The sequence below is a fragment of the Psychrobacter sp. 1Y1 genome (assembly GCF_051847395.2).
Classification (GTDB): Bacteria; Pseudomonadota; Gammaproteobacteria; order Pseudomonadales; family Moraxellaceae; genus Psychrobacter.
The window spans coordinates 1,650,487-1,671,425 of sequence record NZ_JBPYDF020000001.1 but is presented as its reverse complement, the minus strand read 5'-3'; the positions used below and the strand labels follow the sequence as shown (position 1 = coordinate 1,671,425).

General features: G+C 45.6%; 7 protein-coding genes. 2 read left to right on the top strand and 5 right to left on the bottom strand.

Annotated features, from left to right (window positions below; translation table 11 throughout):
- The first annotated feature begins 69 nt into the window (after positions 1–69).
- Entirely contained in the window at positions 70–1,248 is a 1,179-nt protein-coding gene (locus ACS8FA_RS20950) for an acyl-CoA dehydrogenase family protein (RefSeq protein WP_439267445.1), read from the top strand.
- A 171-nt stretch (positions 1,249–1,419) separates the two neighbouring features.
- On the opposite strand, the gene ACS8FA_RS20945 is transcribed toward ACS8FA_RS20950, so the two are convergent.
- From ACS8FA_RS20945 to ACS8FA_RS20935, 3 genes are all read right to left on the bottom strand, one after another.
- On the bottom strand, positions 1,420–13,392 hold the full coding sequence (locus ACS8FA_RS20945; protein ID WP_522901991.1) for a YadA-like family protein: 11,973 nt from the start codon (positions 13,390–13,392) through the stop codon (positions 1,420–1,422).
- Between the two features lie 429 nt (positions 13,393–13,821).
- A complete protein-coding gene (locus tag ACS8FA_RS20940; protein ID WP_439266580.1) occupies positions 13,822–15,459 on the bottom strand; it encodes a sensor histidine kinase in 1,638 nt (545 codons plus the stop codon).
- Between the two features lie 14 nt (positions 15,460–15,473).
- Positions 15,474–16,160 carry a response regulator transcription factor gene (locus tag ACS8FA_RS20935; protein WP_057759848.1) on the bottom strand — a complete coding sequence of 229 codons (687 nt, stop codon included), beginning with the start codon at positions 16,158–16,160 and terminating at the stop codon, positions 15,474–15,476.
- Between the two features lie 211 nt (positions 16,161–16,371).
- On the opposite strand from ACS8FA_RS20935, the gene ACS8FA_RS20930 reads away from it, so the two are divergent.
- A complete protein-coding gene (locus ACS8FA_RS20930; RefSeq protein WP_439266583.1) occupies positions 16,372–16,896 on the top strand; it encodes a Spy/CpxP family protein refolding chaperone in 525 nt (174 codons plus the stop codon).
- A gap of 150 nt (positions 16,897–17,046) precedes the next feature.
- Here the strand turns inward: ACS8FA_RS20930 and ACS8FA_RS20925 are convergent, their stop codons facing one another.
- On the bottom strand, positions 17,047–18,651 hold the full coding sequence (locus tag ACS8FA_RS20925; RefSeq protein WP_439266585.1) for a hypothetical protein: 1,605 nt from the start codon (positions 18,649–18,651) through the stop codon (positions 17,047–17,049).
- Between the two features lie 54 nt (positions 18,652–18,705).
- A complete protein-coding gene (locus tag ACS8FA_RS20920; RefSeq protein WP_439266587.1) occupies positions 18,706–20,892 on the bottom strand; it encodes a hypothetical protein in 2,187 nt (728 codons plus the stop codon).
- Positions 20,893–20,939: the final 47 nt, after the last annotated feature.

Sequence of the window (20,939 nt, the reverse complement as noted above, 5' to 3'; positions counted from 1 at the left end):
GCTCAAATTTATACTTTATCAGTTGTAGAAAAAAGTACTGTTTTATTCATCACAATAAGGTTGAACAATATGAATGATATATCCTCAGCAGAAATAACCACCCTACCATCGGATGCAGCAAACAAGATTTATGCATCAGCAATCATGTTCAGAGATGAAACAGAAAGCGCTAGAAAAATTGCACCCGTGGTAGTCAATAAACTTTCAGAATTTGCATTATTTAGAATGGGGCTGCCTAAATCGTTAGGAGGATGGGCAGGCAACCCAATAGAGACGCTAAAAACTTATGAGACGTTGGCCAGTGCTGAGGCCTCCGTTGCTTGGATCGTTTGGAACAACCATTTGGCCTGTACATTCGGTCGATTTTTGGATGAATCCAGCATGAAAGAAGTATACAGCGACCCCTCTCATATTTATGCCAATTCCGCACGTCCTGAAGGCGTGGCCCAAACAGTAGATAATGGCTATATGGTATCAGGACAATGGACACTCGTCTCTGGATGCCAATTGGCTGACTGGTTTGTGCTACGTTGTCTCGTTATCTCCGAAGGCTCTCCTACGACTCTTGGCCCAGGTGCAAATTTAAAGCTATTTTTTATTCCCAAGAAAGATGTAAAAATCATTGATACATGGGACGTGGGCGGCCTAAATGGCACAGGTAGCCACGATATAGTTGTCAAAGACGCTTTTGTCAAAGAGGCTTATGCAGTTGACTTTGATAGTCCTGTGGCTGTCGATACTGCCTACAGTCGACTGCCTATTGGTTGTATCAATGCTGCTGGCTGTGCAGCTATGGCGCTAGGCGTATTAAAAGCCGCTATGGATGACTTGGTTGATATGTGCCTTGAGAGAGTAACGCCTGGTAAGAGTCCAGATCTACGCGACCGTGCAACGGTACAAGCTACCATTGCTAAGAGCAAAACCGTACTGGCATCAAAACGCGCCCAACTGCATCATAGTGTCGAGGTACTATGGGAAGAGGCGCAGCAGCAGAACACCTTTACTGATATACAGCTTGCAGATGTATGGGCAGCGTCTTGTGAAGGCGCAAGAGAAGCTCGTGACATGGTATCTGAAATTTACGCAGTCGCTGGCACAGCCTCCCTATATAAAAAGCACAAGATAGAAAGAGCACATAGAGACATTCATGCGATTTTGCAGCATGGCATTATTCAACCTCACTGGATGAATCAAGCAGGTATGGCCTATGTTGGACTGACACCGAATGGTGCAATGTTCAGAATATAGAAGCCCTGAATTAGAAATAATAAACGCCTGTAAGATACAACTTACAAGCGCTTATTTTGATTTATCGATATCATTGTTTCATTAACTATTCATCTTTAAACCATAAAAAAGCAAGACATCCAATGTCTTGCTTTTTTATAGTCTATCGATAACTACAGTTGAAAAGCTCTGTTAGTCAAAATGGAAGCCTGCACCAACTGCACCGCCTACGTTGCCTTGAGTATCTGCCGTACCATTTACCTTGATGACCCAGCGACCGTCATTAGATAACTTAGAGAAACCAATCGCTACAGCACTCTCTCCATTATAGGTACCAACACCGCCACCGATCAATGACTTACCTGCGATATAAGCCTGAGGCATTGCTGACATTGCCATTGCAGCTGAGATACCTGCATTTGCATCGTCTTCTACTTCGTCGATTTTGTAGCCAAGATCGCTCATATTGTTATTGAGTCGACTATCAAGCGCGCTAAGCTGACTATAATTGACGGCGTCTGTCGCTTCGACCCCATCGGCGACACCAGTCATACGTTGGTTACCAGCATATAGACCTTGAGACGTCATACTTGGCCCATCTTGTATACTGATACCCTCACTATTGATAACCGTTGTCCCAACTGTGACACTATCAACGCTGATATTACCGTTTAGATCAAATTTAATACTACTGCCATCTGCCGTGGTAGTAATGTTATTACCACCGGTGAAGCTTAGGACACTATCATCGCCAATTGGTTTGTTGATATTAGCACCACTGTCTGCACCAAAATTGAGTCCAGCATTTAGCTTGTCCGTATTGGTTTCGATATTCGTAGTATTGGTCGTGATATTGCTGGTATTCGTAGCAATATTTGTCGTATTGGTCGCGATATTGGTTGTATTAGTGGTAATGCTCTCTGTGTTAATTTGAACATTTTCACTAATTTCAATCGTGCCTTGTCTGATAGAAGCAATCGCACCATCGATATTGCTTTCACCCGTTCCACCAATGTCACTGTTGGTAAAAGTACCATCTTCGGCATTGTAAACAGTGTCACCACCGATAATACTGCTGATACCAGTTCCTTGGGCATAAAGCTGACCACCATTTATAGCGTCCTGACTTGTCGCCGAAACTTCCCCATTTTGAACGTTGGTAATTTTGGTATTAGCGGCATCAATACCACTTTTTGTGATGCTTGGGCCACCTGCAATGGTCAGTCCATTGTCATTCATAACCGTATCACCAGTGGTTACGCTATTCAAAGTAATATCTGGGTTCAGATCAAAGCTAATATCATTAGCGTTGGTAGGTATGGCTGCAGCTTGTAGTGATGGACTACCATTAAGAGCAGCGACATCACTCACTGATTTCCGAGATACCTTGATATTACCGTCTTTACTACTAAGGTCGACGGCATCTCCTTGTTTTACCATAGTAGCGATATCACCTTGAGCGGTGATGCCCCAACCTTGATCCAAGGCAATGGCGACATCTTTCAACTGCCCAACATTGACAGCATCCGTATTTAGCACACCTTCCCCAACGTTGCGAATGGTGTTGCCTCCATTATCTAGACCACGGCTACTCAATGAGACCTGCGAAACCATTCTATTCACGCCATTTCCAACGAAGGTAAAGCCTGCATCACTCATGATGCTATTGCCTATCTGTATACTGCCATCATCCCCGAGGTCTAACTGATTATTCAGTTTCACTTGGACGCCAGTCGCAGAAGCGACAGTAGTCAGATTGTTATCTCCTGTGACATTGATGGTATCGCCTAGCGAAAATTGCTGATCATTAGCACTATTGCCGTCACCAATTTTTATGCCTTTAGCAATTTCGTTATTGGTCTTAAACAGCTGACTACCGTTAACCGCATCTTTACTAGTAGCACTCAAAAAACCATCAGCAACATTAGTAATTTTGTTTTTGCCATTGTTCAGACCATTGTTAGTCAGTGCTACCTGGTTATTATCACCATTATATAAAGTAATACCTGCATTATTCACCTGAGTATTGCCAGTGGTAACACTGCCTGTATTACCAAGATTAATATCTTTATCCAATCTGATAGTCAAGGTATCAGTACCATTAGCAGTGACACTAATGTTTTTCGTTGCTGGATCAGCATTGATGGTATCGCCACCTTTGACAGTTAGCTTTTGACCAAGTTTACGGTTGACATCGGTACCACTGTCACCCCCAAAGTCTAGACCTTGGTTGATAGTAGAATTGGTTTGATTGAGCTGGTAGACATTGACGGCATCAGTATCGTCCTCACCAGCAGCAAGACCCGTGATTTTACCGGTATCTTCAGCATTGATGATTACCTCACCAAACTTCGGTGAATCAGCCATTTGAATCTCAATACCACCATCTTGTGTCGCAATCGTATTGATATTGCCTGATGAATATGTACCAATAGCTGTTTTACTACCAACAATCTGCATCTCCTTGTTTAGGTTGCGAGTGACATAACCAACAGTTGGATTGTCGTTACCAGAGAAACGTAAACCATCATCTTCTAACGTCGCTATGGTATGACTATTACCGTCACCATCTTCGTAACTTAAGCGAGTGACGTCTGTGTCATCATCAAATACGTCGCCAGGCCGGATTTCTGGACGCATGGTCAGCGTTGGACTCACACCATCTATCGCTGCAGGACCCGTTAGCCCGATTGTGCCATCAGCGCCATTCAGGGCAATGCCAGATTGACCGTCTGCGCCATTCACACCGATGAAACCATCTACACCATCTTCACCATCTAGACCCGGCCCACCAACATTGAGGTTGTCGCCCAATGCAAAGTCGATTTCATTATCTGCCACTGTAGTGACGATACTGCCATCTGCACTGGTGTATTTGACCGTCTCACCAAGTTTGACTTTGTATTTAGTCTCACCAGGCGCTAATGAAGCGTTGTCGGCAGTAATGTCGAAACCTAAGTCAGTCAGATCCGTTGTCACGTCATTCAACTGATCAAGGTTCACCGCATCAGTACCATTGACACCTTTCCCAAGGTTGGTGATTGTGTTGGTTGGGTAACCCTCCTCATCAGCGTTGGAACCCATATCAATACCCGTACTGCTAATAATCGGACCACCATTATTAATCATGATGCTGTCAAGATCCGTTAGGTTCTTAGCCATCATTAGATTTAGCTTACCGTTATCACTGTCAACACGTAGGTTGGCACCTGAGGCATCAGCAGAGTTAGCTAACGTACCTTCGATGTTCAAGGTTTCGTTGAGCTGCTTAGCAATGGTAGCACCCGTGTTTCCTGCGAATTTCATACCATCTTCCATGGTGGCAACTTGGATATCATCAATGACGATACGTGTAATGCCGTCCTCACCATTCACACCGGGTACACCATTAATGACACCGATGGTACCTGCCCCTGCAGGACCCGTTAGACCGATTGTGCCATCAGCGCCATTAATCGCCACGCCAGATGCACCGTCTGCGCCATTCACACCGATGAAGCCATCTACACCATCTTCACCATCTAGACCTGGCCCACCAACACTGAGGTTGTCGCCCAATGCAAAGTCGATTTCATTATCTGCCACTGTAGTGACGATACTGCCATCTGCACTGGTGTATTTGACCGTATCACCAAGTTTGACTTTGTCTTTAGTCTCACCAGGCGCTAATGAGGCGTTGTCGGCAGTAATGTCGAAACCTAAGTCAGTCAGATCCGTTGTCACATCATTCAACTGATCAAGGTTCACCGCATCAGTACCATTGACACCTTTTCCAAGGTTGGTGATTGTGTTGGTTGGGTAATCCTCTTCATCAGCGTTGGAACCCATATCAATACCCGTACTGCTAATGATCGGACCACCGTTATTGATAGTAATGCTCTCAAGACTGGTTAGTTTTTTTGCCAGCTTGACGGTTAGAGTCTTGCTGGTATCGTCAGCAACTACACCGATGTTATTATCCGATAGGGCTGTGGTTGCGCCGCCTTTGACGGCGAGTTTCTCACCAAGGTTACGAGTGACAGTTGTCGCTGTATTATCACCTGTAAAGTCAAGACCTAGGTCAATGACACTTGAGATACCACCTTTTAACTGCGCAACGTTCACTGCATCACTATCGTTGGTACCAGCTGCTAGATTGATAATCTGACGATTGCCACCCTTAGCACCACTTCCTACTGAGACAGCGCCAGATATTGCGCCACTTTGAGTATTTGTGATTGCATCTGCATCTGCTAAGCTTACGCCTGTTGGAATGTAACCTGCCAAACCACCAGCACGATTAGCCACTGACCCTGCACCTAGTGCTACTGAGCCCTTCTTACTTGCTGACGATCCCATACCAAAGGCTGAAGAGGCATCACCTAATGAGCTTGAACGGACGCCGACAGCGGTAGAAAGATTGCCTTTAGAATGCGCCTTGACACCTATCGCTATAGACGCGGCACCATTAGATTCAGTGTGATTATTGTAATCGCCAACTGTAACAAGTCCGCCTGTGCTGCCTGTATAAGTGTTGAATAATGCATTAACCCCACTTACCATTGAGGCAGCATCTAAATCGTCACCGCCAATAGCGATAGATGAATGTCCTTTTGATACTGTGTTTGCACCAATGGCAATAGATTGCTGACCGCTAGCTACGGTGTTCTGACCACTCTCACCACTACCAATAGCAATGGCTTGACCACCTGTAGCACTGGCGTTGCCGCCCATAGCCATAGAGTTTGGTCCCTGTGCACCATCGTTGTTTTTGTTTCCTGTAGCACCACTTTTTACACTGTAGTACTTGGTTTTGTTGGCGATAACTGTCCCGCTCAAATCACCAATCGCTTTATTGGTAGCATGTAACTGACTACCGTTAATGGCATCAGTGCTAGTAGCATCCACGATACCCGGTGCCACGTTTTGGATTTGACGTTCAGCACCCACAGTCCCTACTGATACTGTATTAGCACCACTAGTTAAGCCAGCGACTGGTTGATTGTTTATGGCAAAAGCGCCGATGTGCTGTAATGCAGTAATGGATTGATGCCCCAAAGCGACGTTACCTGACTGTCCTGCAATAGCCTCACGACCTAAAGCTGTGGCATTGCTGACTGCACTAGAATCCCGACCAATAGCCGTACCGCCGATCTGAGCAGTGGACTTAGAGCCAAGCGCTACCGCGTAATTACCAGACGTAGCGTCGTCACCTAAAGACGCAGCGTGGTTACCAGAGCTTGATCTCACACCAATTGCTAGGCCGTTTCTGGTACTGGCCGCAGCAGTGGCACCGCGACCAATTGCAATGCTGTCTTCGCCATTAATTACAGCACCTTCACCCAGAGCGATTGAATGCTTGTCACTGGCGTTGATTTTGACGTTATTACCTAATACGAAGGAGTTATCGGCATCGATGGTATTGTTATTACCCACTGCATAACTGCCGCTGCCGCTAATAATATTAGGGTCACCAAATGCACCTGAGTTATCACCTGTTACTTCGTTACCTGTACCGATTGCGATACTATTTACACCGCTCGCTTTCGATCCGTCGCCGATAGCCACACTAGACTTACCACTGGCTGTGGCTTTTATGCCCTGTGCGATTGAGTTCTCGCCGAACGCTTTTGCATCGCGACCCTGTGCAATCGCACCAGACTGAGTCGCCTTAGCAAAATAGCCCTGCGCTGAGCTGTAGTTACCTGTCGCTTCAGCGTGAGTACCTTGTGCAATGGACTGACTTCCGGTCGCCTTAGTATTTCTGCCTTGGGCGATTGATTGGTTTCCGGTTGCCTGTGCATTGTCACCTAGTGCGATGTTGCTTTCCTTAGTTGCTAAAGATTTGTCGCCGATAGCCACACTAGATTTACCCTCAGCTTTGGCTTTATTACCAAGTGCTGTGCTGAAACTACCCTCTGCACTCGAAGCATTACCCAATGCGGTAGCATAATATTTTGCTGTTGTATCAGAACCTATGGCTGTACTACGGTCGCCTGACGCGTTAGCAAGATAGCCCGTCGCTGTACTGCGAGAATTACCTACTGCTTTTGCACCATAACCTGTCGCCGTACCTCTGACTCCAGCTTCAGAACCTGCACCTGCGACAGTACTTTGTAGACCAGCAGCTTTCGCGTTACGCCCCGTTGCCGTACTATCGTTACCTAAGGCGCTCGCTCCATTACCAAGTGCGGTGCTTCTTTCACCAGTAGCTAATGCTCGTGCACCTGCTGCCATTGCATCGGAACCAATTGCACCGTCGTTGTTGTAGTTATCCTGCTGCACATTACTATCATTAACGCTGTAATAGTGAGTCTTGTTGGCTACAACTGTATCGCTCAAATCACCAATCGCGCTGTTAGTAGCATGTAACTGACTGCCGTTAATGGCATCAGTGCTAGTAGCATCCACGATACCCGGTGCCACGTTTTGGATTTGACGTTCAGCACCCACAGTCCCTACTGATACTGTATTAGCACCACTAGTTAAGCCAGCGACTGGTTGATTGTTTATGGCAAAAGCGCCGATGTGCTGTAATGCAGTAATGGATTGATGCCCCAAAGCGACGTTACCTGACTGTCCTGCAATAGCCTCACGACCTAAAGCTGTGGCATTGCTGACTGCACTAGAATCCCGACCAATAGCCGTACCGCCGATCTGAGCAGTGGACTTAGAGCCAAGCGCTACCGCGTAATTACCAGACGTAGCGTCGTCACCTAAAGACGCAGCGTGGTTACCAGAGCTTGATCTCACACCAATTGCTAGGCCGTTTCTGGTACTGGCCGCAGCAGTGGCACCGCGACCAATTGCAATGCTGTCTTCGCCATTAATTACAGCACCTTCACCCAGAGCGATTGAATGCTTGTCACTGGCGTTGATTTTGACGTTATTACCTAATACGAAGGAGTTATCGGCATCGATGGTATTGTTATTACCCACTGCATAACTGCCGCTGCCGCTAATAATATTAGGGTCACCAAATGCACCTGAGTTATCACCTGTTACTTCGTTACCTGTACCGATTGCGATACTATTTACACCGCTCGCTTTCGATCCGTCGCCGATAGCCACACTAGACTTACCACTGGCTGTGGCTTTTATGCCCTGTGCGATTGAGTTCTCGCCGAACGCTTTTGCATCGCGACCCTGTGCAATCGCACCAGACTGAGTCGCCTTAGCAAAATAGCCCTGCGCTGAGCTGTAGTTACCTGTCGCTTCAGCGTGAGTACCTTGTGCAATGGACTGACTTCCGGTCGCCTTAGTATTTCTGCCTTGGGCGATTGATTGGTTTCCGGTTGCCTGTGCATTGTCACCTAGTGCGATGTTGCTTTCCTTAGTTGCTAAAGATTTGTCGCCGATAGCCACACTAGATTTACCCTCAGCTTTGGCTTTATTACCAAGTGCTGTGCTGAAACTACCCTCTGCACTCGAAGCATTACCCAATGCGGTAGCATAATATTTTGCTGTTGTATCAGAACCTATGGCTGTACTACGGTCGCCTGACGCGTTAGCAAGATAGCCCGTCGCTGTACTGCGAGAATTACCTACTGCTTTTGCACCATAACCTGTCGCCGTACCTCTGACTCCAGCTTCAGAACCTGCACCTGCGACAGTACTTTGTAGACCAGCAGCTTTCGCGTTACGCCCCGTTGCCGTACTATCGTTACCTAAGGCGCTCGCTCCATTACCAAGTGCGGTGCTTCTTTCACCAGTAGCTAATGCTCGTGCACCTGCTGCCATTGCATCGGAACCAATTGCACCGTCGTTGTTGTAGTTATCCTGCTGCACATTACTATCATTAACGCTGTAATAGTGAGTCTTGTTGGCTACAACTGTATCGCTCAAATCACCAATCGCGCTGTTAGTAGCATGTAACTGACTGCCGTTAATGGCATCAGTGCTAGTAGCATCCACGATACCCGGTGCCACGTTTTGGATTTGACGTTCAGCACCCACAGTCCCTACTGATACTGTATTAGCACCACTAGTTAAGCCAGCGACTGGTTGATTGTTTATGGCAAAAGCGCCGATGTGCTGTAATGCAGTAATGGATTGATGCCCCAAAGCGACGTTACCTGACTGTCCTGCAATAGCCTCACGACCTAAAGCTGTGGCATTGCTGACTGCACTAGAATCCCGACCAATAGCCGTACCGCCGATCTGAGCAGTGGACTTAGAGCCAAGCGCTACCGCGTAATTACCAGACGTAGCGTCGTCACCTAAAGACGCAGCGTGGTTACCAGAGCTTGATCTCACACCAATTGCTAGGCCGTTTCTGGTACTGGCCGCAGCAGTGGCACCGCGACCAATTGCAATGCTGTCTTCGCCATTAATTACAGCACCTTCACCCAGAGCGATTGAATGCTTGTCACTGGCGTTGATTTTGACGTTATTACCTAATACGAAGGAGTTATCGGCATCGATGGTATTGTTATTACCCACTGCATAACTGCCGCTGCCGCTAATAATATTAGGGTCACCAAATGCACCTGAGTTATCACCTGTTACTTCGTTACCTGTACCGATTGCGATACTATTTACACCGCTCGCTTTCGATCCGTCGCCGATAGCCACACTAGACTTACCACTGGCTGTGGCTTTTATGCCCTGTGCGATTGAGTTCTCGCCGAACGCTTTTGCATCGCGACCCTGTGCAATCGCACCAGACTGAGTCGCCTTAGCAAAATAGCCCTGCGCTGAGCTGTAGTTACCTGTCGCTTCAGCGTGAGTACCTTGTGCAATGGACTGACTTCCGGTCGCCTTAGTATTTCTGCCTTGGGCGATTGATTGGTTTCCGGTTGCCTGTGCATTGTCACCTAGTGCGATGTTGCTTTCCTTAGTTGCTAAAGATTTGTCGCCGATAGCCACACTAGATTTACCCTCAGCTTTGGCTTTATTACCAAGTGCTGTGCTGAAACTACCCTCTGCACTCGAAGCATTACCCAATGCGGTAGCATAATATTTTGCTGTTGTATCAGAACCTATGGCTGTACTACGGTCGCCTGACGCGTTAGCAAGATAGCCCGTCGCTGTACTGCGAGAATTACCTACTGCTTTTGCACCATAACCTGTCGCCGTACCTCTGACTCCAGCTTCAGAACCTGCACCTGCGACAGTACTTTGTAGACCAGCAGCTTTCGCGTTACGCCCCGTTGCCGTACTATCGTTACCTAAGGCGCTCGCTCCATTACCAAGTGCGGTGCTTCTTTCACCAGTAGCTAATGCTCGTGCACCTGCTGCCATTGCATCGGAACCAATTGCACCGTCGTTGTTGTAGTTATCCTGCTGCACATTACTATCATTAACGCTGTAATAGTGAGTCTTGTTGGCTACAACTGTATCGCTCAAATCACCAATCGCGCTGTTAGTAGCATGTAACTGACTGCCGTTAATGGCATCAGTGCTAGTAGCATCCACGATACCCGGTGCCACGTTTTGGATTTGACGTTCAGCACCCACAGTCCCTACTGATACTGTATTAGCACCACTAGTTAAGCCAGCGACTGGTTGATTGTTTATGGCAAAAGCGCCGATGTGCTGTAATGCAGTAATGGATTGATGCCCCAAAGCGACGTTACCTGACTGTCCTGCAATAGCCTCACGACCTAAAGCTGTGGCATTGCTGACTGCACTAGAATCCCGACCAATAGCCGTACCGCCGATCTGAGCAGTGGACTTAGAGCCAAGCGCTACTGCGTAATTACCAGACGTAGCATCATCACCTAAAGATGCAGCATGGTTACCAGAGCTTGATCTCACACCAATTGCTAGACCGTTTCTGGTACTGGCCGCAGCAGTGGCACCGCGACCAATTGCAATACTATCCTCGCCATTAATTACAGCACCTTCACCCAGAGCGATTGAATGCTTGTCACTGGCGTTGATTGTGACGTTATTACCTAATACAAAGGAGTTGTCGGCATCAATAGTATTGTTATTACCCACTGCATAACTACCTGTACCGCTAATAATATTAGGGTCACCAAAGGCACCTGAGTTGTCACCACTAATAGTATGGCCAGTACCCACAGCGACTGAGTTCTTACCACTCACTATATTACCTTTACCGATCGCTATCGATTCTTTTCCATCTACTACGCTTCGATCACCTAAAGCCACAGAGCTAATACCTTTTGCTTCTGAGCTAAAGCCTACAGATGTGGCCCATTGTTTAGTTGCATGAGAACCCACCCCCACTGCCGTGCTTTGTACTGCACTAGCGAGCGTACGTGAGCCAATAGCAGTACCTGTCAAAGTAGTAGCTTGTGCACCTTCACCTAAAGCCACTGAACGCTCGCCTTCAGCTTTAGCGTTAACACCAACTGCTGTGGCACTCTTCTTAGTAGCCTTAGCGCCTTTAGCCATGGCAATGGAGTCATCACCTGTAGCTTCAGCTTGTTGACCAACAGCGGTACTATACTCACCTTGAGCACGAGAATTCACACCCATCGCAGTTGTACCATACTTATCTGCTCTTGCGCCAAAACCAACTGCAGTGGCCGAGGCTGCAAATGCTTGCGATGCAGCGCCTAATGCAGTGGATTCAGAACTAGTAGCAGAGGCACCAGTTCCCATAGCAACAGCGCGATTACCAACTGCTTGAGCATCAATTCCAGCTGCCATTGCATCAACGCCAGTCGCACCATTATTATTGTAATTGCCACGGGTTGAATCCGTGCTATTGACACTATAGAAGTGCGTTTTGTTAGCCACAACAGTAGTACTTAAATCTTTAACAGACTCATTGGTTGCATGTAATTGACTACCGTTAATCGCATCGGTACTGGCTGCACTTACCTCACCACTAGCAACATGCTTGATTTGACGCTCACGTCCTTCTGAGCCAACAGATATCTGTGCCCCTTTATCATTTGTCTCACCAGCGTATAAATAATCCTTACTGCCAATAGTAAGCTTATCCTGGTAAGTCGCATCAGTGAATGTGGTTGAACCCGCACCAAGTGCCACTGAGCCTTTCTTAGTTGCTGAAGAGCCCATCCCAAAGGCAGAAGATGCATCACCTGATGAGCTTGAACGGACACCCACAGCCGTAGAGAGATTGCCTTTAGAATGCGCTTTGACACCAATAGCAACAGAGGCCGCACCACCAGATTCAGTATGATTACTATAATCACCTACCGTAACAAGACCGCCTGTGATGCCTGTATAAGTGTTGAATAATGCATTAACCCCATTCACCTTTGAGGCATCATCTAAGTCATTCCCACCAATAGCAATAGATGAGCCGCCTGTTGAAACAACATTTGCGCCAATAGCAATAGACTGCTCACCATTTGCTATAGTATGTTGCCCCCCAGATACACTACCGATGGCAATAGCTTGGCTACCTTTAGCTTCCGCATTTTTGCCCATAGCCATGGCGTTTTGACCCGTTGCCCCTTCGTTTTGAACATTAGCCCCTCCATTTGAATTGACACTGTAATATTTGGTCTTGTTAGATATGACAGCTTTGTATAGTTGATTGACGTTTACAGCATCTGTACCGTCACTACCAGCATCAACTCCTTTAATTTGGTTTCCACCGTTATTAAGACCTGTGTCACTTAAGCTTACGTCGCTGCCACCAAAGAAAGTAATGCCTCTATCATTCATGACCGCATTACCAGTGGTAATACTACCAGTCCCTCCTAGGTCGATATCTTTCGCCAACTGAATGTTTAAGGTATTATAGCCATCAGCAACCACACCTATGTTACCCGTTGTTAGCGTTCCAGTTGCACCGCCTTTGACGTTGAGTTTCTCACCATGATTACGTGTAATAACACCACCTGTATCGCCAGTGAATTTTAAACCAGACAAATGATTATTTCCGTTATTTCCGTTGTGACCATAACCATTGCCGTTTCCATGGGTATCGTGTCCAACTCCATTGCCATTCCCATGGCTACTATGACCATTACCCATGGTCTGATGGCTGGTATAATGAGTTTTGTTAGTGTAGTTCAGATCTGCATTTGCCTGCATGCCAAAGCCAGCAGCTAGTAGCCCAAGCGCTATAGTGCTCAGACGTAACGTATGGATAACGGACAGGTTAGACGTTGTATTTATGGTAGCGTTAGAGCTAACGCTAGATTTGGAAGATTTGCCACGTCCCTTCGCGTATTCACCAACGGCGGTAAAACAACTTAAGGCTTCATTCCAGATGACTTTATAGATGCGGTTCATGATGCGTACTCCCTTACAGACTTGTCAGATTTAAAAAATCAGAGATAAGATCTATGTCAGAGAGACGATGTGACAAAATAAAACGGGTTATAAGCTTATAGTAACGAGACCTTGTTCAAATAATAGTTGTAGTAGTCTTTAAGGAATAAGACGTTCTGTTTTGTATAATCTTTATCACTCTCTGTATATATTAGTATTACCGAATATATACAGAGAGACAATACCGTTCATCCGTGTTTTGATACCGTTCGTCAGTTATATTCATATATATGAATATAACTACTTTTAATTTTTGTTTATTTATAATAAATTACGTCGGTTTTAAAAAGAGTCATCTTTTATCTACTACTAAATATGCGTTTATACACATTACAAATACATGATAAGCGCATATTGGTTACATAATTTGTTTCTACATTATTTATCTTTTTATCTGCTAGGTAGCACTATTTGAACCACCAACCCTTGAATACCATCTTGGCGGTTATGAGCATTGATATATCCTTTATGCGCCATAACTACAGCATGAACAATGGCCAATCCAAGACCATAGCCGCCAGTATCACGATGCCGAGCAGTATCAAGCCGCACAAAAGGGTGGAAAATACGTTCTAAGTCTTTTTCTGCGACACCGCCACCTTCGTCTGTTATATTAATTTGAACAGCTGGTGCCTTATTGTCCATTTGTATTGCCTTTACTTCAGCAATCACTGTCGAACCCGCTGCCGTGTGCATAAAAGCATTGCGAATGACATTTTCAAGTGCACTATACAACTGCTCTGCATTACCTTGGACTGTCCAAAATCCTTCCAAACTATCTAGCGCTGAGGCTAAAGGCGGTTGCCATTGCCAATGGACATCTTTATGTTGAAACTCAAAGCAGACATCCTCTCCGATATTGCTAATGATGTCGGATATATCGACTGCCTCACTCTCCAAATTATCGACGGTATATTGCTGCATTTGTAGGGATTGAATATGAATGATTTGCTCAATTAGCTCATTCATTCGTGTAGATTCTTTATCGATACGGTCTAGATAACGATTGGCATTGGGCGCAAAGTCTCGAGTCAGCTCAGTCGCTACATCCAGACGAGCAAGCGGCGAACGCAGCTCATGTGAGATATCACTGAGCATTTGCTTACGTGCCAGCTCACTATCGACGAGCCTCGTTGACAGATGGGCGACGTCTTTGGCAAGTAGCCCCAACTCATCATCGCCCATCTTGGACAGTTCTGGATTGGCTTGATAATTACCATCAATCATACGGTGTACGGTATTTTGTACACGGCCAATCCGCTGGGTTAACGTACGACTGAGCCATATGCAGACCAATACACTAAAGATAACAATCAATAGCAAACGTATTGGAAAATTACCGTGCTGTATCTCTACCACGTCTGAAAAACGTAGGTGCGGACGCAACTGTATGATGATTGACTGCCCATCAGGTAATTCAACAGACATATCGGCCAATTCAGGACGAGTATCGATATCAGCTACTGCGGCACTACTTGCCGTTCTTGGCTTTAATAATTTTTGCCAGAAAGACGGCTCATCTTTTGGTATCTCATTGTCGTGCTCACGCAGCCTATTGTCAGCATTTCGGCCTTCTACACCATAAACGTTATTCTCTACTCTAGGCGGTCTAGGCGACACTGGTCGCACCGGTTGTATCGCACGATCCATTAGCTGCCGACCACTTTGCAGTTGTCCTTGCGCGCGCTCATCTTTGTCACGATAACGCGGGAATATAATAGCGCCTTGCTCATCATAGACTCTGATTTGATTCATCAGCTGGCGGTCTTGACGATACATCTGCCTGACAGACTCTACATCACCAGTCCGTAGCGACGCGACCATCTCTTCACGCTTTATTAATAGACTATCGATTTGCACGTCCATACGAGAGGTCAGCTCTTTTTCAGCCAGCCAGCGCTCTACCACGATAGACAATACAGAGGTGATTAAAATCGTTAGTAATAAGCTCAGAAACATACGCCAAAACAAGGTAATGCGCACCTTAAACTTAGGTGCTTTTTTGAGGGTCTCCTCAGAAGCTTTCATCGATATGTCCGTCATTACAGCACCAGTTGATAACCTTTTCCACGCACCGCTTTTATTGGTTCATCGTGGAAAGGTTGAAGTTTTTTGCGTAAGCGAGATACATGTACATCGAGGCTACGGTCGAAGGGCTGCAACTCACGCTGCAAGACATTTTCTGACAGCCATGCTTTACTGACCACCTCCCCTTTTTGTTTGAGCAAGGCCACGAGCAGATCAAACTCTGTACCCGTGACTTGTAGCGTCACCCCATCTATCTGACAGGCGCGTTGGTTTTGATCGAGATGCAAACGACTCTCTGGCAACGGAGTATGCTCTGATGCGGTCGTATTGGTACGTTTAATCACTGCATTGATACGAGCCAGCAGCTCTCGAGGGTTACAAGGTTTGGTGATATAGTCATCGGCACCAAGCTCTAGACCAATAATACGATCAATCTCCTCCCCTTTCGCCGTTAACATAATGACAGGAATATCAATAATATTTGGTAATTGGCGCAAGACACTTAATCCATCTAATTTTGGCATCATAATATCGAGTACGAGTAAATCATAAACCGTATCTTCGTGTGCTACTGCCTTGAGTCGTTGTATGACTGCTGCACCATCATGCACGCAGTCACAGCGAATGCCATGATTGTCCAAGTACTCTTGCAATAACTGAGTCAACTCTTCGTCGTCATCGCCTATCAATATATTTGGCACACTTATCTCCTTTCACTTTCGATAGTATTAATTGGTTTAATTCGTTTAGTTACCCATATTATCAGGCAAGCACGTAGCAATTCGCTAAAAACGTTACCTTTCTTAATACTTCATAAATGTTCGTAACCTTTAACTGTCGTAATATAGCTCCTATCAACCCACTATCACCACATTAAATATAGTTACATTCCATACAACAAAGGATATCGTTATGAAAAAATTATTATTAGCCTCAGTATTAGCAGCGTCTAGCATATTTACAGTAACGGCTTGCACTAGTGTTAACGCGACTACTGATACAACGCCAACTGCACAAATGCAAAAGAACCACAAAGATGGCATGAAAAAAGGTGAGATGAGAGGCCCAATGTCAAAATTGGATCTAACAGCGACACAGCAAGCGCAAATCAAAGCCATCATGCAAAACAAAAGTGGCGATCGCACTGCTGACCGTGCAGAACATCAAGCAGAACGCGCGCAAATGGATCAGCAAATACAAGCACTGACCAATGCCAGCACTTTGAATACTGCTGCTTTAAACCGTCTGGCTGATCAACGAGCGGCAAAAGAAAAGCAACGCTTTATCGAACGTGTACAAACCCAACATGCCATCGCTCAAGTGTTGACTGCTGAGCAACGTACAAAGATGGAACAGATGAAATCAGAGAGACAGGAAAAAGGTCGCAAGCATTCAAAAGACCGTAAAGGCCATGACAAACAGCATCAAGGTATGTAATAAGCCACTCCGGAAAAGTGTTATTTTACCCAGCTGTATACGTATAAAATGAAAAAGCGCGCCGTTAATAGGTGCGCTTTTTTTTAATGCAAAATTATCCTGTTCAAAAACTAATAATGCTTTCTATTTACTCATTAATACTCTAATCAGTTACTCAACCGTACCAATACGCTCTCTGACCATCGGCAACATGTTAAAGACCATCTTACCTACTGCCGTGCCATTACCATCTTGGTAGTATTGCAGCAGCTCTGGAGCATACTTTCGTAAATCAATGCTATTGCTAGCGTTCGGCGACTGCACATTACTTGGTAGGTTAGGAAACGCCAAATCCTTAGTGCTGATAGCAGAATACTGCTGCAACACATCTATCCTCATGCCTTTGTTGTTATTCGCTTCGGTATCGGTAGTGTTAGTATTGTCCAACTGACGACGTAAGTGCTCCCATTTTAGTTGGCCACGTTTATCAAACCCGTATAGCTCCTGTACTTCTGTATCGGCAACGACCTCACCTGTCGTGGCTTCCTCATTCATTTGATCTTTTATCATAGCCAGTATTTTTTGTACAACAGACTTACTGGTGAATGCCTTTGGATTTTGAATCGACTCAAACGCTGTCATCGGTTCGGGTTCTTGTACCAGCTCTGGGTATTTTTCACTGATTCGATCATAGAAAATCTGCATATATTTCTGTTGCGACGCTTGATAGTCCTCAAAGCTTTGTACTCGGCGAATGATTTGATCGCTTGGTAGCATAGCCAATAACTGGTGCGCGGGCAGCTTTGGAGACAGTGAAGCAAGTGAGTTAGGGGCAACATAATTAAACTGGCTGACAGGAGCCGCGTCATAAGTCGCATCTAACGCCGCAAAGTGGCTTTTTATCACTTCACCACCAAACCCTTTAGGTAACGTACCATCATCAATGGCTATTTTTAACCACTTGTTTTGCCATTTTGTACCGAGTTTATCGTCTAACAATTCTGAGTTTAGAATCGCAAAATTATCTGCCCATAGGTAAATATCACCGTTTTTAAAATCCATATAAATAGGCTGGTTGATACTGCTGTGATGATTACGTGCTTGATATTGCGCACTAGCGAGCATCGTAGCCTTGCCTGCCATCGGTTGATAGATCCCTTGAGAGTCGATAGAGAGCGGCTTTAGTAGATACTCCTCTAATAACTGTGCTTTCTTCACATCTAACGGTCTTTGTTTATCCTCATAATTATCAAATAGCGCTTGATAATCTGGTGCTACTTTTACATCGCTATCGTATTGATGGTCATCCCATGCATGATAGGCAGCTACGCACTCAAAGTACGACTGCCTTATGCTGTCACGCTTAGTATCGTAATCCACCGCTAAGATATCTTTGTTTTGCTGTTCGGCTTGCAAGATTAGAGCGGCGTACGCTTGGTCATGTGCCTCTTCGCAGTGTTCATCTACATAGTCTGATACCGCCATTTTCTCCGTACTAGTATTAGTATCGGCATCTGTAAATTTTTGGTTATTGCCAATTTCAAGATTGCTATGATAGCTAAAGGACTGACGTCGCTGTTTTTGCAGGGCTGTTTCTAGTGTTTTTTTGGCAATGCTAGGCGCTTGTTTTACAGCCGCCGTGTTGGACTGGCCCAAACTGGTAGACTGGCAACCTGTTAACAACAGTGCCCCTGTCAAAAATGCGCTGGTGACTAACAGATTATTTTCAGTCTTAAATGGCAGACGTTGTGCAATGGTGTGATGTACTGTTTTCATTTTTATCCTTAATAGATATGAGCGTAAATGTAATGAGATGAGGTCATTTGACTTCTATTTTTCATTCATATCATCTTGAGCATCGTCAACTCGGCTCTCATCGACAGCGTCTGCGCCATTATCATTATCGTTACCGTATTCATCAGTGCCATATTCATTACTGCTATAAGCACCTTCGACACCATTATCTTGATAGTCGTAGCGTGCATAGCGAGCCGTTTGTAATCTGTCTTTTTTCTCGCGTTGCGTAGCTATCCATGCATTGCCATCGATAGGAGGCATCGCGTTTGGACCAAAAGACTCTGTAAGCAGTGGCGTCAAGGCGTGACGGTTAAAGCTGGCTTTATCGTAACGCACTTGGTTTAGCATGGTTGTGGTCGACCCCATCAAATCACCACCGATATTGACACGCTGCTGCTTGGCCAACAGTCGATCTGAGCTGTCTAAGTAATAGTAGTTGATTTGATTAAACGAGATAGGACCGATAGCTTCGATAAGCTGTAATAGCGAACCGACATCCGCGCTTTGATAACCTTTATTGTATAATTGCGCTTTAGCAAGTGCTGCCTTCAACGTAGCACCATCAGGGTATTTGTCTGGATTGGCATCTACGTATTCTTGCAGTGATTTCGTTACGTATTTGAGGGTCTTGCCAATTATTTCACCGCTTTGCTGACTACCGAAATAGACTTTTACGGCGCGAGTCGCACCGACTTCTTGGGCAAACGCATCACCACTGATATCCACTGCGCTAAAATGCTCAGGCGCCAGCTCAGCCATGCTGCTCTGTATCGCATTGAGCACCGCATCGTAGAGCACCGCTGGTGGCAACTGTGCCGTGATACTTTCAGGCAAACCAAAGCTCACCGTATGCGAGGTCATCTGTGATGGTAATGGCGTATTTTCAGGGTTGACAAGTGCAACAATCGGCATGATGGCCGATGGATCTACTACGACACTGCTGCTATTAAAATCAAATGCTAACGGTATCTGTATCGATGAGCTAATCGTAGGTGTAGCGTAGTCGTAGCTATAGACGCTTTGTAGTTGGCGCTGCTTGGGACGGTATTGACTGACACTATTGAATGTTAAATGCTCATACTGATAAGCATTGGATGCAGCTATTTGCTCAGGAGTGCGGTGGAACATATCAAGTATATTGCCAATCATGCCTGTAGATGACATTGGTAGGCTGCCACGATTTACCGTCTTTGTCTTAGCTTGCTGTTTTGCCATTTGCATGGCTTCATACTTTGCAGCCATTGACTTAGGACTTAACCCTGACATCCCTGAGAGCATCCCTTCAGCACCGCTGCTGTATTCATCATAATTATCGTAGTCGTCACTACTGAAATTATTGCTACTATAATCATCTGCTGTATCGTAAGCATACTCGTTATCGCTGTTGGTATCACTGCTCGTCGGCTCATTTTCCCCCGCTTCAGCCAATATAGCAGCAATAGCTCTTCTCTCTGCTTCAGCTTCTGCTCTAGACTTATCGTAATCACTAGGATAGTCGGACTCTATCGAATCTTTTGCGTCATCATAATCGTAGTTAATACCCTCTACCACACAGACTTCATAAGCGTCATCATCTTCGTTTTCATTGCATTTATTCGACTCTACACCTACCGCTGCTAATTCTGCTCTAGCCTCAGCTTGCGCTTCATCATCGCTACTATCATACATACCCTCAGGCTGATACGCATAGGTTTCTATAATCGTTCTGAGCAAGCTACTCGCTCCTGCGTCGATACTATCTGGGTCAATGAATGGTGCTGAGCGATAATTGGCTGTGGCGACTGCGACATGCTCGGTCGCCAAGTGCTGACGAATGGCTGCAAGCAAGTGTGATTTGGCTTGGTTTTCGGTGCTTGAATACTTCTCTTGATCAAACAGCTGCTCATAACGCGCGGCCTGAGCATTTTGACTGGCAGTAAAGGCTTGACCCTGACGTTGGCTCTGCGCGGCATCGGCGACACTAAAGTCCATCATGGTACTAGAGACGCTGCTATTCGACGACAGATTGGAAGATGAGCTAGCTGGAGTTGATTGGCAACCTGCGAGTACAAGTGAAGCACTACCAACGAGCAATGCTATAGAAGTCAATTTACCGGCTGGATATAGATGACCGTTATTATTTTTACCATTATAGTTTTTATGATCAGTGTTAGATAAATAAGTGGGCGCAGTCTCAGAGTAGCGCTGTCGATTGCGGTTATTAATATGGTGTGATGACATAGTAATCTCTTTGTATGAATAGACAGTCGATAATGAGTGTACAGTGG

Excerpts from the sequence above, each read along its gene's own strand:
- ACS8FA_RS20950 (WP_439267445.1), top strand. The coding sequence starts at position 70 with ATGAATGATATATCCTCAGCAGAAATAACCACCCTACCATCGGATGCA.
- ACS8FA_RS20945 (WP_522901991.1), bottom strand. The coding sequence starts at position 13,392 with ATGAACCGCATCTATAAAGTCATCTGGAATGAAGCCTTAAGTTGTTTT.
- ACS8FA_RS20940 (WP_439266580.1), bottom strand. The coding sequence starts at position 15,459 with ATGAAAGCTTCTGAGGAGACCCTCAAAAAAGCACCTAAGTTTAAGGTG.
- ACS8FA_RS20930 (WP_439266583.1), top strand. The coding sequence starts at position 16,372 with ATGAAAAAATTATTATTAGCCTCAGTATTAGCAGCGTCTAGCATATTT.
- ACS8FA_RS20925 (WP_439266585.1), bottom strand. The coding sequence starts at position 18,651 with ATGAAAACAGTACATCACACCATTGCACAACGTCTGCCATTTAAGACT.
- ACS8FA_RS20920 (WP_439266587.1), bottom strand. The coding sequence starts at position 20,892 with ATGTCATCACACCATATTAATAACCGCAATCGACAGCGCTACTCTGAG.